The sequence below is a fragment of the Polaromonas sp. genome (genome assembly GCF_039930745.1).
Lineage (GTDB): Bacteria > Pseudomonadota > Gammaproteobacteria > Burkholderiales > Burkholderiaceae_C > Polaromonas.
On record NZ_JBDTTH010000005.1, the window covers coordinates 97748 to 110763 of the forward strand.

The 13016-nt window shown below is 63.0% G+C and carries 13 protein-coding genes; 5 read left to right on the forward strand and 8 right to left on the reverse strand.

Annotation, left to right across the window (positions count from 1 at the left end):
* Position 1: 1 nt before the first annotated feature.
* The 5 genes from ABI660_RS03560 to ABI660_RS03580 form a co-directional block, all read right to left on the reverse strand.
* Positions 2–901, reverse strand: a complete 900-nt coding sequence (locus ABI660_RS03560; RefSeq protein ID WP_348065012.1) for a 4-hydroxyphenylpyruvate dioxygenase — start codon at positions 899–901, stop codon at positions 2–4.
* Between the two features lie 30 nt (positions 902–931).
* Positions 932–2425, reverse strand: a complete 1494-nt coding sequence (locus ABI660_RS03565; RefSeq protein WP_348065014.1) for a tripartite tricarboxylate transporter permease — start codon at positions 2423–2425, stop codon at positions 932–934.
* Positions 2422–2922, reverse strand: a complete 501-nt coding sequence (locus ABI660_RS03570; RefSeq protein ID WP_348065016.1) for a tripartite tricarboxylate transporter TctB family protein — start codon at positions 2920–2922, stop codon at positions 2422–2424. Before ABI660_RS03570 ends, ABI660_RS03565 begins: the two co-directional genes overlap by 4 nt.
* A gap of 74 nt (positions 2923–2996) precedes the next feature.
* Positions 2997–3986 carry a tripartite tricarboxylate transporter substrate binding protein gene (locus ABI660_RS03575; protein WP_348065018.1) on the reverse strand — a complete coding sequence of 330 codons (990 nt, stop codon included), beginning with the start codon at positions 3984–3986 and terminating at the stop codon, positions 2997–2999.
* Positions 3987–4030: 44 nt separating this feature from the next.
* Positions 4031–4957 (reverse strand): shikimate dehydrogenase, encoded by a 927-nt coding sequence (locus ABI660_RS03580; RefSeq protein WP_348065020.1) that lies wholly within the window; start codon positions 4955–4957, stop codon positions 4031–4033.
* A gap of 226 nt (positions 4958–5183) precedes the next feature.
* Between ABI660_RS03580 and ABI660_RS03585 the strand changes: the two genes are divergently transcribed.
* Entirely contained in the window at positions 5184–5936 is a 753-nt protein-coding gene (locus ABI660_RS03585) for an IclR family transcriptional regulator C-terminal domain-containing protein (protein ID WP_348065043.1), read from the forward strand.
* 162 nt (positions 5937–6098) lie between these two features.
* Positions 6099–6980: a DMT family transporter gene (locus ABI660_RS03590; RefSeq protein WP_348065022.1), complete on the forward strand. Its 882-nt coding sequence runs from the start codon at positions 6099–6101 to the stop codon at positions 6978–6980.
* A 100-nt stretch (positions 6981–7080) separates the two neighbouring features.
* On the opposite strand, the gene ABI660_RS03595 is transcribed toward ABI660_RS03590, so the two are convergent.
* The gene (locus tag ABI660_RS03595; RefSeq protein ID WP_348065024.1) at positions 7081–8292 is read right to left on the reverse strand and encodes an MFS transporter; all 1212 of its coding nucleotides are present in this window, start codon (positions 8290–8292) and stop codon (positions 7081–7083) included.
* 14 nt (positions 8293–8306) lie between these two features.
* Entirely contained in the window at positions 8307–9401 is a 1095-nt protein-coding gene (aroC, locus tag ABI660_RS03600; RefSeq protein ID WP_348065026.1) for a chorismate synthase, read from the reverse strand.
* A 144-nt stretch (positions 9402–9545) separates the two neighbouring features.
* Here aroC and ABI660_RS03605 point away from each other — a divergent pair, with 144 nt between their 5' ends.
* Both ABI660_RS03605 and ABI660_RS03610 read left to right on the forward strand, forming a co-directional pair.
* Positions 9546–9941, forward strand: a complete 396-nt coding sequence (locus tag ABI660_RS03605) for a nuclear transport factor 2 family protein (RefSeq protein WP_348065028.1) — start codon at positions 9546–9548, stop codon at positions 9939–9941.
* Positions 9942–10173: 232 nt separating this feature from the next.
* Entirely contained in the window at positions 10174–10593 is a 420-nt protein-coding gene (locus ABI660_RS03610) for a cupin domain-containing protein (protein WP_348065030.1), read from the forward strand.
* A 189-nt stretch (positions 10594–10782) separates the two neighbouring features.
* Here the strand turns inward: ABI660_RS03610 and ABI660_RS03615 are convergent, their stop codons facing one another.
* Entirely contained in the window at positions 10783–11442 is a 660-nt protein-coding gene (locus tag ABI660_RS03615; protein WP_348065031.1) for a glutathione S-transferase, read from the reverse strand.
* 158 nt (positions 11443–11600) lie between these two features.
* On the opposite strand from ABI660_RS03615, the gene phaZ reads away from it, so the two are divergent.
* Entirely contained in the window at positions 11601–12821 is a 1221-nt protein-coding gene (phaZ, locus tag ABI660_RS03620; protein ID WP_348065033.1) for a polyhydroxyalkanoate depolymerase, read from the forward strand.
* Positions 12822–13016: the final 195 nt, after the last annotated feature.

The window sequence follows — 13016 nt, forward strand, 5'->3', positions numbered from 1 at the left end:
CTCACTCGCGCGCGTCGTGCACCAGCTCGAAACTCAGGCCGCCCAGCCAGCTTCGCGTCAGCGCGCCGCGGTCTTCGGTGTGCACACCGCGCGATTCGACAAACTCCACACCGCGTTTGCCGAGCTCCGCCACGGTCGCCAGCACGTCTGCCGTGCCCAGGCCGACGCGCTGCAGGGTTTCGTCGTCTTCGACATCGAGCACACCGGCCTCGGGCTCGATCAACTGGATGTAAAAACGCGTTACCTGCGGGCATGGGCTCTGCAAAATTCGCCCCTTGGGCAGGATGCCGAAGCGATGCTCGGCCGGCAACTCGGTGAAGCCGAAAAGCTCCCGGTAAAACTCCGACCAGTCTTCGGTGCGATCATTGCCGATGTACTGCACCACACCAAAAAAATGCAGGCCGGCGACAGCTGGCGGTTTGGGGTCCACGCCGGGAATTGGCACGAAGTCCACGTCGTAAATGGAGAACTTGTCGTAACGGTCCACAAAGTAAATGCGGCTGGTGCCCACGCCGTGGATGGCCGGGATGTTGAGCTCCATCACCTCGACACGGGACGGCACGGCCCAGGCGCCGCGGTCCAGCGCGCGGCGGTAGGCGGCGGCCGCGTCGCGCACGCGCAAGGCCATGGCCGCTATCACCGGTCTGTCGCTCGCCGCGTCACTGGGCACTGCCTGCCCGTGTGCATTGACGATGATGTTGAGGTCGCCCTGCCGGTACAGCAGGACCTCGCGCGAGCGGTGCCGCGCCACGGGACGAAAACCCATCATCTCCAGCACCTGGCCGAGCGCCTGCGGCTTGGAGGTGGCGTATTCAATGAACTCGATGCCATTCAGCCCCAGCGGGTTGGAGGGCTCGGTGATGGATTCCCTATCGGCTGCGTTTGCCGGTTGAGTGTTCATGGCGGTCTCCGTTTCAGATCATGGCGGAATTCAAACGCGCCCGCGCAGGCGCTGCCACCAGCTTGTCTGGCTCATGATGGTCAGCGTCAGCGCGAGCAGAATGATGAAAGACAGCGGCGAGGTAAAAAACTCTCCCGCGAACTGGGTAATGTTGCCCTCGGCTGAAATCATGGCCTGGCGGTAGGACTTGTCCATCAGCGGCCCGAGGATCATGCCCAATATCACCGGACCGACCTGGAAGCCGTACATTTTCAGGAAGTAACCCACCACGCCGAAGCCCAGCATCCAGTAAACATCAACCGGGTTGTTGCTGATGGCGTAAGCCCCCACGGAAGACAGCACCAGGATCAGCGGCAGCAAAATGGGTTTGGGCGTCTCGACGATCTTTGCGAACATCTTGATGCCGGTCAGGCCGAAAAATAGCAGGAAGAAATTGGCCAGCGTCAGCGCGCCAACCTGGAACCAGAAAAGGTGCGGGGTTTCCAGCATCAGCATGGGCCCGGGCTTGAGGCCGTGGATGTACATGGCGCCGATGATCACCGCGGTCACGGCATCGCCGGGGATGCCGAGCGTCAGCATCGGGATGTAGGCACCACCCACCGCGGCGTTGTTGGCCGACTCCGGCGCCACCAGCCCTTCATAAGCTCCTTCTCCGAACGGCCGTGACGGGTTCTTGACGCTGCGCTTGGCATGGTCGTAAGCCATCAGCGCCGCGATGTCGCCACCGGCCCCGGGCAAGGCGCCGACCACCACACCGATGGCCGACGTACGACTGGCCAGCGGCAGGTATTTCCTGACCAGTTGCCACGAGGGCAGTATCTTGGACACGTCCTGCTTGACGGCTTTGAGCTTGAGTTCGTGCAGCTGGGCCAGCACCTCGGCCACGCCGAAAAAGCCGATCATCGCCGCCACGTAGGAAATGCCAGCCGTCATCTGCAGGCTGCCGAAGGTAAAGCGCGGTTCCGCCGTCATCGGGTCCAGCCCGACCGAACCGATCAGCACGCCCAGTGCCCCGGCAAAAATGCCCTTGGCCAGGGAATCACCCGACAGGCTGCCCACGAGCAGGATGCCCCAGATCGCCAGCATCAGGTAGTCGCGCGGCGCAAACTTCAGCGCCAGGCTGGCCACTGCAGGTGCGGCAATCGCCAGCGTCAGGATACCGACGAAGCCGCCGAACACCGACACCACCGTGGTCAAACCGATGGCCGCGCCTGCCTCGCCGCGTTTGGCCAGCGGGTAACCGTCCAGGCCGGTCGCAATGGCGGACGGCGCGCCAGGAATGTTGAGCAGGATGGCGCTGCGCGAGCCGCCATACACGCCGCCCAGGTAAATGCCCGAGATCAGCGCCAGTGCGTCGTTCACATTCCACTTGAAGGTGAATGAAATCAGGATGGACACCGCCATGGTCACCGACAAGCCGGGAATAGCCCCGATATAGATGCCCGCAAAAGTGCCTACCGCCGTCAGGAACAGCAGCTTGGGATCTATCCAGCTCATGAAGAAAAATGACAGCGCTTCACTCATGACAACCACCGCTGCAGCAACGCGCCCTTGGGCAGCACCACCGAAAACACCGTCTGGAAAACAAGGTAAATGGCGGCCAGGCTGAGCGCACTGACCACCAGGTTCAGCATGATGCGGCGGCTGCCCAGCAGCCACATCGAGACCACCAGGAAAAGATAGGACGCCGGCAGAAAACCAAGCACGTCCAGCAGCAGCATGTAAACCACAATGGCCAGCGTGAAAGACACCACAACAAGCGGCGTGATCTGCCGGACAAACTGCCGCGCTACCGATTCACCGGGCTGCGCCGGTACCGGCCTAACGCGGACGGTCTGGCCCGCAATGACCAGGCCGGTGACCAGCATCACCGCGGCGGCAAACATGGGGAAGGCGCCCGCCGAGGTAAGCGATTCAAATTGAGAAATACGCCAGGCCTGCCACAGCATGAACAGACTGAAGCCAACCAGCAGCAGCGTGAAAACCAGTTCGCCGGCGCGCCGGTCACGGGGGGTATGCATCCAGATCTCCTGGTGAAAAGAAGGCGGTGCAGCGCGGTGTGCGGTTCGCCCGCACACCGTGCTGCGCCTCGGCCTCAGGGCTTGGGAATGCCGAGTTCAGCCGGCGATTTCTTGGCAACGCCCACTTCCTGGTAAGTCCAGGCGGTGACGGACTGCCACTTCTTCAGAAAGGCCTCGGCCTCAGCGCCCGAGAGATTCATCATGGCGTTGCCGCGGCTGGCCATCAGTTCACGGTACTTCGGATTGTCCACGGCGGTCTTGAAGGCGGCGACCAGCTTGGCCTTGGCCGCATCGGGCACATCGCGCTTGACGAACACGCCGTAGAACGGGCCCCAGGGCAGGTATTTGCCAATGGCCGGCAGGTCCGCCGTGATGGGTGGGATGCCTTCATAGGCTTCCGTCGACAATACGCCGAGCGCCTTGAGGCGGCCGGCCTTGATGTGTTCAGCCGCAGCGCCGGCACCCACAAACATGAAATCCACATGGCCGCCCAGCAGGGCGGTGACACCGGGGCCGTCGCCATCGAAGGGCACGGAGGTCGCCGGGAATTTGGCCACGGTGGAGATCATCGAGCTCACCGTGAATGGCAGGCCACCGGTGCCGGTGGAGCCCTGCTTGACCTTGCCGGGATTCGCCTGCACCTCGGCCAGCAGGTCCTTGAAAGTCTTCCAGGGCTTGTTGGGCGTGGTCACCACCAGCACATTGCCGCGGGCAATGATGTTGACCGGGTAGAACTTGGAATAGTCCAGATCGCTCAGGCCGAGCACCGGGTGCAACTGTGGATTTTCAGCACCAAACAGCACCGTGTAGCCATCGGCGGCCTGCTGCATGACGAAGTTGGTGGCAATCGCGCCCACACCGCCCGGCTTGTTTTGCAGCACGATTTTTTTGCCCAACGCTTCCTCGGCATACGGCACCAGCGAACGCGTGGCCACATCGGTAGCGCCACCGGCACCCCACTGGATGATCCCCGAGATTTCCCGGTCGGGGTAGGTCTGTGCCGAGCCGACCGAAGCAAAAAGTGCAAGGGCGGCTGCGCCCAGCAGTTGACGGCGAAGGTTCATGAATTGTCTCCTTTTGGATGGTGTGACGAGTCTCGGGCCCGGACTCACGGGGTTGGAACGGGGACAGGCGATTCAGGGCGGATCTCGCCATGCAGCGCCTTCGGGTAAATACATTCACGCAGGAAGGTGGCATCGCGCCGAACCGCCGCTGCTGCCTCGCGAAAGCCGAAAAAATCCAGATACAGCGGGGTCTGCTGTATCAGCATCTCGAAACCGGGCTGTGCCACCAGCTTGCGCGCGCGAGCGGCGCGAACCAGCGGTGTCGGCTGGTTTTTCATCAGGATGTCGAACACAGCCGCGTGCGGTGCCAGGCGCGACACATCACAAGGCAGTGCGTCGCCGGCCTGCAAACCCAGGGGGGAGGCATTGACCACCAGGTCGTAACCCGCCGGGTCGCTGCTGGCAGCGGCCAGCACCCGCGCCTCCGCGGCCCGGACGGCGGCGGCAATGTGCGCCGCCACGGCCTGCGCCTTGCCGGGCACCGGGTCGTACAGGGCAATTTCAGCAGGCGCACTGCTGCCTGCCAGCGCCAGCGAGGCGGCTATGGCCGAGGCACCGCCGCCAGCGCCCAGAATCAGCACGCGCTTGCCCGCATAGGCCACGTCAAAATAGTCGAGCGACGAGACAAAACCCGTGCCGTCAAACAAGCCGCCCTCGAGTTGCCCATCGGCATTGCGGCGTATGCCGTTCACCGCGCCGGCCACCCGCCCCTCTTTGTTGCATTGGGCCAGCAGGCCCATGACGAGCGACTTGTGGGGAATGGCCAGAAACATGCCCTTGATGTTCCTGGCCAAAAAGGCGGTCCGCACAAAATTTTCGATATCGCCGGCGGTCACATGCACGGGAACCAGCACGGCGTCGATACCCAGGCTTTTGAAAACCAGGTTGAACACTTCGGGCGCACGCACCTGCTCCACCGGGTCGCCGGGAATCAAAAAAACGTCGGTTGAACCGCGGATGGAGGACAGCATTTGCTCAGGACTCTGAATGTTCGACAATCGATAAAAACGTGACTTGCGCCGAACTTTAGGGCTTTTCATGGACCACTTGAACAGCCACAATCTGCATGCGCGCGATTAACGAACATTTTTGGTCGATGAGCGTACAAACCAAGGGTTACACCCCATGTCTTCCAACACCAGCCTCGGCGCCCCATCACGGCTCACGACGACGCTTTCCGCGCCCGCCCGCACGGCGCTGGACAAACGCGACTGGATTGCCGGCCTGGAAAAAGGCCTGTCCATCATCGAGTGTTTTGACGATGCCAACCCGCGCCTGACCGCCAGCCAGGCGGGCGAGCGCTGCGGCCTGACACGCACGGCCACGCGGCGCTACCTGCTGACGCTGGAGCATCTCGGTTATGTCGCCACAGACGGGAAGCTGTTCTGGCTGACGCCGCGTGTGCTCCGGCTCGGGCAGTCCTACCTGGAGTCGGCACGGCTGCCACGCATCGTGCAGCCTTTTTTGCAGCGCGTGACAGCGGGCACCCAGGAGAGCGCTTACGTGAGCGTGATGGACGGCGACGAGATCGTGTACATCGCACGCAATGGCTCCAATCGCGTGATGAACACCGGCTATGTGCTGGGCGCACGGGTGCAGGCGCAGGTGACGGCCGCCGGACTGTTGATGCTGTCGCTGCGCGACCAGGCATGGATAGACCACTGGCTGGCCACGCACGAACTCAAGGCCTACACCTCTTTCACCATCAGCAGCAAGGAACGCATGCGCATCGAGATGGCGCGCGTGCGGTCCCAGGGCTGGGCCATCTCGGAGCAGCAGCTCGATCTGTACTTCCGCGGCGTGGCGGTGCCCCTGCGCGACCGGCATGGCGAAGTCGCCGGCGCGCTGAGCGTGACCATGCCCATGGGGCATGAATCCAGCGAAGACGCGGTAGCCCGCGTGTTGTCGGTGCTCAGCGAAACCGCGCAGGCCATGCGCAACCTGATCTGAGGCTGCAGCCCATAGGCGCCGCGCCTGGTTAGCTACCTATTTGATAGCTGCTTGCGCCCGTCCCTTATGGGCTGGAGGCTGATTTCACTGTATATGCCGACCACAGCGATGCAGTTGCGGCCCGGCAAGCCGATGCCGGATCGCGCACAATGGCCGGGCTCCATGCACACCCGACACTTCCTCCAGCTCATCGCCATGTCCGCTCTCTGGGGCGGCTCCTTTCCCCTGCTGCGCATCGCCAGCCCCGCCTTCGGCCCGTGGCTGCTGGCCGGTGTGCGCTGCCTGCTGGCGGCCGTGGTGCTGACCCTTCTCATGCGCGCCCTGCGCGAGCACTGGCCGCCGCGCGGTGCCTGGCCGCGCCTGGCGTTGCTGAGCGTGTTGACCGTGGTGGCGCCCTTTGTGCTGTTCAACTGGGCCGCGCTGGTCATTCCGGCTGGCTATTCAGCCGTGCTCAACGCCACCGCGCCGCTGTTCGGCGTGCTGGGTGCTGCCCTGGCGCGTGAGGAGCGGCTTACCTCGCGCCGGCTGCTGGGCTGCGCCGTGGGGTTTGCCGGTGTGGCGCTGCTGGTGCAGCTCGGCCCGGTGGCTGTGACGCCGCGCGTCGTGCTGGCCGCCCTGGCCTGCACCGGCGCGGCCGCAGGCTATGGCCTGGGCTCCATCCTGATGAAGCGCGCCACCATGGCGTATCACCCGCTGCCCGCCTCGGCCGTGGTGCATGTGGCCGCCGCGCTGATCTTGCTGCTGCCCGCAGGCGCCGCCCTGCCCTCGGCCCACTACACCCACGGCGCGCTGATCGCGGTGGCGGTGCTGGGTCTTTTCACCTCAGGGCTGATGTACTGGATCAGCATGCGGCTGATGCGCGAAATTCCCGCCAGCGCTGCCACCTCGGCGGCTTTCATGATTCCGCTTTTCGGCGTGGCCTGGGGCGGCATGTTTCTTGGTGAGCCTGTCACCTGGGGCATGGCACCCGGCTGCGTGCTGGTGTTGACCGCGACGGCATTGATCACCGGTTTCAACCCTTTCAAGGCGGTCCGGGACTCTTGAGCGTCTGCAGCCCGCAGCCGGTCAGACGCTACGAAATCAGGAGCTGCTTGCGCCCGACCCATAAGGGCTGGAGGCATAAAACACCTTTAATTTTCAGAAATCAGCGCGCAGCGGCATCCAGGCCGCGCTGCACACGCCAGGCAACAAAGGCGCAAGCCGTCGCGACCACACTCGCCACGGTGCAGGCCCAGTACACACTGACCAGCCCGAAGGCCGAACTTAGCAAGCCGCCGGCCAGGCCGCCCAACACACCGGGCAGGCCATAAGCCACCACCACGTAAAGCGCTTGCCCGCGGCCGCGCAGACGTCCGGGGAAATGGTGCGACAGCAGTGCGGTGCAGACCGTATGGTGGGTGGCAAAGGTCAGCGCATGCAAGGCCTGCGCAAACAACAGCAGCACCAGCACGCCAGGCCACGCGGCCGTGATGCCCATGCGCAGCGCCATGGCGGCCGAACACACCATCAGCCACGCGGTCAGGCTGAGCCGCGGCAACCAGCGGCCCTGGGTGTAAAACCAGCCGATTTCCACAATCACCGAGAAGGCCCAAAACACGCCGATCATCGTCTTGCTGTAACCCATGGCGTCCAGGTAGAGCGAGAAGAAAACATAAACGCCGATGTGCGCCAGCACATGGAAAAACGCCGAGGCAAAAAACCACAGCACCGCCCGCTGGAAAAGAACCGGCAGCACCGGCAGCTTCAACTCATGCGCGCCGGCGGTCTCCTTCACATCCGGCAAGAGCCAGACACTGACCGTCACCGCCAGCAGCGAGAGGAAAGTCCAGGCCGGAAAATGGCCCATGCCAAAAAACTCGAACCAGCTGCCGGCGGCAAACACCGTGACCAGAAAGCCGAGCGAACCCCACAGCCGCACCCGGCCGTAGCGCCGCGCATCGAAAGCGCCGCCCTGGCTGATCAGGTGCGCCATAGCGGCTTCGCTCACCGGCATCATGGGGCTGGTGTGGGAGAACATGACCACCAGCACGGCGGTCAGCCACCAGATGCCATAAGCAGAGCCAAAGTCCAGCCACAAGCCGAGCGAGGAGATCAGCGCCACCGTGGCGCCGTAACGCAGCAGCTTGACGCGCTCACCCGTGTGGTCGCTGAGCGCGCCCCAGCCGTAAGGTGCAAACAGCCGCGTGGCGGCCTGCACCGAGGTCAGCAGGCTGATGGCCAGGATGCTGAAGCCCAGGTCCTTGAGCCAGAGCGGCAGGTAGGGATTGAAAAAGCCGATATGGGCGAAATAGCTGGCCGACAAGGCCGCAAACGGCACCAGCTGGCGGCGCCCGGCCGCCGGAGGTCCTTCAGACATGGGTCACGATTTGCTCACACAGAACCCTTGATCGCTTTCATGGGTGACACCACATCACCGCACTGCGCGCGCTGGCGCAGGGCATGCTCCATCACCACCAGCGCCAGCATGGCTTCGGCAATCGGCGTGGCGCGTATGCCGACGCAGGGGTCGTGCCGGCCCTTGGTGATGACAGACGTTGTCTCGCCTGCCATGTTGACCGACTCGCGCGGTGTCAGGATGGAACTGGTCGGCTTGATGGCGATGGACACTTCCAGGTCCTGCCCGGTGCTGATGCCGCCCAGCACACCGCCGGCGTTGTTCGACTTGAAGCCTGCGGGTGAAAGCGAATCGCCGTGCGTGGTGCCGCGCTGGGTGACGCTGGCGAACCCGGCGCCGATTTCCACACCCTTCACGGCGTTGATGCCCATCATGGCAAAGGCAATGTCGGCGTCGAGCTTGTCGAACAGCGGCTCGCCCAAGCCCACCGGCATGCCGCTGGCCGTCACGCGGATGCGCGCGCCGCAGGAGTCGCCGGCTTTGCGCAGCTCGTCCATGTAAGCCTCCAGCTTGGTCACGTCGGCCACCGGCGCAAAGAAGGGGTTGTTCGGCACATGCTCCCAGGCCTCGAACGGAATGGCGATATCGCCGATTTGCGCCATGCAGCCGCGGAAGGTGGTGCCGTATGTCTGAAGCAACCACTTCTTGGCCACCGCGCCCGCCGCCACCATGGGCGCGGTCAGCCGGGCCGACGCCCGGCCCCCGCCGCGCGGGTCGCGAATGCCGTATTTCTGCAAATAGCTGTAATCCGCATGGCCAGGACGGAAGGTGTCCAGGATGTTGCCGTAGTCCTTGCTGCGCTGATCGGTGTTCTTGATCAGCAGGCAAATCGGCGTGCCGGTGGTTTTTCCTTCGTACACGCCGGAAAGGATTTCCACCGCATCCGGCTCGTTGCGCTGCGTCACATACTTGCTGGTGCCGGGCCGGCGCCTGTCCAGGTCGCCCTGGATGTCCGCCTCGCTCAGCGCCATGCCCGGCGGGCAGCCGTCAATCACACAGCCAATGGCCGGGCCGTGGGATTCACCGAAGTTGGTGACTGCGAATAAGGTGCCGAAGGTGTTGCCGCTCATGGGGAGGGATTATCCCAGATGGTGGAAAAGCACGGCCTCAGCCCGCGCCTGTAGGAACACGCTTACCGGCGATAGGCGCTTCATGTGACGGCGGGGCGAGCAGCGCAGACGCATATTGATTCTTTACCTTCAAAGGAGTACGACATGCAAGCTGCAAGCAAAGAGTTGATCGCCCTGGAAAACAAGTTCTGGCAATCCCTGGTCGATGAAGACACGGACACCGCCCTGACCCTGCTGGACGAACCGGCGCTGATGGTCAGCTCCCACGGGTCCATGAAGTTCGACCACGCGGGGTACCGAAAGATGGCCGAGCAGGGAAGCATGGTGATCAAGTCGTTCAAGCTCAGTGACATGAATGTGGTCTTCCCCACCGAGGACACGGCTGTGTTGACCTACAACGTCAAGCAGGCGATGTCGACGCGCGGAAAATCCGACGAGATCAGGCAGGAAATGGCAGACTCATCCGTATGGACACGCAAGGATGGGCAGTGGCTTTGTGCCATGCACACGGAAACGCCAGTAGAAAGCCGGAAACACTGAACGACGCATTTCCCAAAGCCCTGGCCGTTGTCAGGGGGCGTAACTCACCCCACGAATTTGCATGGCGGAAATCAGGGAGCGTGCGTCCGGTCAGACATTGATGGTCGCAGTGAAATGATCAGGTCACCCATCCGTGGCCGTCCTTATCCGAGCGAACAAACAAAATCGCGGCCGGGACTGGAACACTTCCTGCTTGTTGCAACGCAACATTTCACTGGCAGAAGGAGCTTCCATGCTCGATCGCACTGCGACGCAGTTTTCCCACGTCAAGCCCGGCGACACTCAGTTTGTTTCTGGCGGTTTGCGCGATTTTTTTCTCTACCGTGATCTTGGCATTGCCGAGGCGACGCACGGAAAAGTGATTGCGCACCTGGTCAAGGCAAACATGGCACCAGAAACAGGCACAGGCTGGCACCGTCATGAAGCGGACTTCCAGATTGTCATCATGATCAAAGGCTGGGCCCGCTTCATGTACGAAGACAAGGAAACCCTGGTGGAAGTCGGCGACGTGGTGCACCAGCGCCCGGGCATACGCCACTACCTGTTCGACTATTCACCCGACATGGAGTACCTGGAGATCGTCTCACCGGCTGACTTCAAGTCGATTGATGTGGAGCCGGTCTGCGAGATTCCGCCTTCCACACCCTGGTGAATAGAGCCCCCACGGTTGCTCACTGCGTGTAGCGCCCGAGGCCTTGCAGGCCGCGGCCCCTGCTTGACTGGGAATTCCGTGCACACGCACATTTGCTTTTTTCCAGCAGGGGCCGCGGATCTGGCTTTGCCAGTCCGCAGGCGCCGCCCCCCAGTGGGGGGAAGCGGCCGTCAGGCCGCTACGGGGGCGTCAAAACTCAGCGTCCAGCTCGTCAATGTCGTCAGGTTCTTTCTTCGCGGCAGCCACCCACTCCTTCATGGCGGGCAGCTCCATGATGCGTTTGCAGTAGGCCATGCAGGCCTTGTCCAGCGCCACGTCGTAGGTCAGAAAGCGCGTGACCACGGGCGCATACATGGCGTCGGCCACGCAGGGCTGCTTGCCGAACAGGTAGGGCCCGCCATAGCTGCCCAGGCATTCCTTCCAGATTTCCACCACACGGTCAATGTCAGCCTGCGCGCGCGACCAGATCTTGAAGCTGGGGAAATGCGCCTTGAGGTTCATGGGCAGCGAGGAACGCATGGACGAAAAGCCTGAATGCATCTCGCCGCAGATGGCGCGGCAATGCGCTCGCGCTTTGACGTCTGCTGGCAGCAGCCCGGCCTTGGGCTTGATTTCATGGAGGTATTCGGCAATGGCCAGCGTGTCCCACACCTTCACGCCGTTGTGCTGCAGCGAAGGCACCAGCATGGAAGGCGCGAGCAGCAGCATTTCTGCCTTCATCGCCGGATCGTCCGGGGAGATGATTTTTTCGGTGAAGTCCAACCCGGAGAGCCTGGCCATCAGCCAGCCGCGCAAGGCCCAGGCGCCGTAGTTCTTGCTGCTGATCGTCAAAACGGCTTTGGTGGCCATGGCACTGCTCCTCACCAGGAAACGGGGTGCCCGCTGTTGCGGGAAAGGCAACCGTCTCCGCAAGGCCTGTGCCAGCTGAATGACAAACGGCGACTGGCCCGTAACTTGCCTGCACAGCGTGCACCGGGCCACAAGCCCCGCTTCAAGCCAGGACACCCATGCTTTACCAGGCCTATCAAACCCAGTCCGACCTGATGTCGCCCTTTCGCCTGCTGGCCCAAGGCAGCAGCGCCGCCCTCTGGCTGGGCAAAACCGAGGGAACCTGGCTGCGAAAAATTTCCGCCTCGATGGAAGTGTTTTCGCGCCTGCGGGTGACCCATTCGCGGCCAGCCTACGGCATCACCCGGGTCAAGGTCGGCGAGCGCGAGCTGGTGGTGACGGAAGAAACCGTGCTGTCCATGCCCTTCGGCACCTTGCTGCGTTTCAAAAAAGAGGACGCGCCCGGGCGGCCACACCAGCCGCCGGTGCTGCTGGTGGCGCCGTTGTCAGGCCACTTTGCCACCTTGCTGCGCGAAACCGCGCGCACCCTGCTGCAGGACCACGATGTCTACATCACCGACTGGCACAACGCACGCGATGTGGCGCTGCGCCACGGCCCCTTCAGCCTGGACGACTACATCGACCACATGATCCGCTTCACCCAGGCCATCGGCCCCGGCACCCATGTGGTGGCGGTGTGCCAGCCCTGCGTGGCCGCGCTGGCGGCCGCTGCCCTCATGGCGGAGGACGACGACCCGGCCCAGCCGCGCAGCCTGACGCTGATGGCCGGCCCAGTCGATTGCCGCGTCAATCCGACCGCCGTCAACGCCTTGGCCACCAGCAAACCCATCGAATGGTTCGAGAAAAACCTGATCAGCCACGTGCCGCTACCGCACGCCGGCTACATGCGCCGCGTCTACCCGGGGTTTGTGCAGTTAAGCGCCTTTTTGAGCATGAACCTGGACCGCCACAAAAAGTCGTTCAAGGACATGTACCAGCACCTCGTGGATGGGGACGTCGACAAGGCCAACGTGATCCGCGTGTTTTATGACGAATACCTGGCCGTGAACGACCTGCCGGCCGAGTTCTACCTGGAAACGGTTGAAAAAGTGTTCCAGACCTACGACCTAGCCGTCGGCAAGCTCAGCTACCGCGGCCGCATCGTCAACCCCGCAGCCATCCGCCGCACCGCGCTGATGACAGTGGAAGGGGAGCGCGACGACATCTGCTCGGTCGGCCAAACCGTGGCTGCGCAAGACCTGTGCAGCAGCATTCGGCCGTTCATGAAAACCCACCATGTGCAGACGGGTGTAGGGCACTATGGGGTGTTCAGCGGCAGGCGCTGGAACCAGCAGATTTATCCGCGGGTGCGGGAGATGATTCACGCCAGCATGGGGTGAATCTCCATAGAGAAACCGAGCCCCAGCCCTTTGGATACGGGCACAACCAGCTATTGAATTTGTAGCGTTTTTTATATAGCTTTACCATTCGGGCTGGGCTTGCCGAAGCTGCCTTTGCGTCTACTGGTTGTGGTCTGCCCGCAAGCCGGGTCTCGCCCCGGCGGGCGAGGCACTTTGTCTTTGCTTCGCCAAAGA

Bases quoted from the DNA above. Each gene is read 5' to 3' on its own strand.
- ABI660_RS03560 (WP_348065012.1), bottom strand. From the start codon at position 901: ATGAACACTCAACCGGCAAACGCAGCCGATAGGGAATCCATCACCGAG.
- ABI660_RS03565 (WP_348065014.1), bottom strand. From the start codon at position 2,425: ATGAGTGAAGCGCTGTCATTTTTCTTCATGAGCTGGATAGATCCCAAG.
- ABI660_RS03570 (WP_348065016.1), bottom strand. From the start codon at position 2,922: ATGCATACCCCCCGTGACCGGCGCGCCGGCGAACTGGTTTTCACGCTG.
- ABI660_RS03575 (WP_348065018.1), bottom strand. From the start codon at position 3,986: ATGAACCTTCGCCGTCAACTGCTGGGCGCAGCCGCCCTTGCACTTTTT.
- ABI660_RS03580 (WP_348065020.1), bottom strand. From the start codon at position 4,957: ATGCTGTCCTCCATCCGCGGTTCAACCGACGTTTTTTTGATTCCCGGC.
- ABI660_RS03590 (WP_348065022.1), top strand. From the start codon at position 6,099: ATGCACACCCGACACTTCCTCCAGCTCATCGCCATGTCCGCTCTCTGG.
- ABI660_RS03595 (WP_348065024.1), bottom strand. From the start codon at position 8,292: ATGTCTGAAGGACCTCCGGCGGCCGGGCGCCGCCAGCTGGTGCCGTTT.
- aroC (WP_348065026.1), bottom strand. From the start codon at position 9,401: ATGAGCGGCAACACCTTCGGCACCTTATTCGCAGTCACCAACTTCGGT.
- ABI660_RS03605 (WP_348065028.1), top strand. From the start codon at position 9,546: ATGCAAGCTGCAAGCAAAGAGTTGATCGCCCTGGAAAACAAGTTCTGG.
- ABI660_RS03610 (WP_348065030.1), top strand. From the start codon at position 10,174: ATGCTCGATCGCACTGCGACGCAGTTTTCCCACGTCAAGCCCGGCGAC.
- ABI660_RS03615 (WP_348065031.1), bottom strand. From the start codon at position 11,442: ATGGCCACCAAAGCCGTTTTGACGATCAGCAGCAAGAACTACGGCGCC.
- phaZ (WP_348065033.1), top strand. From the start codon at position 11,601: ATGCTTTACCAGGCCTATCAAACCCAGTCCGACCTGATGTCGCCCTTT.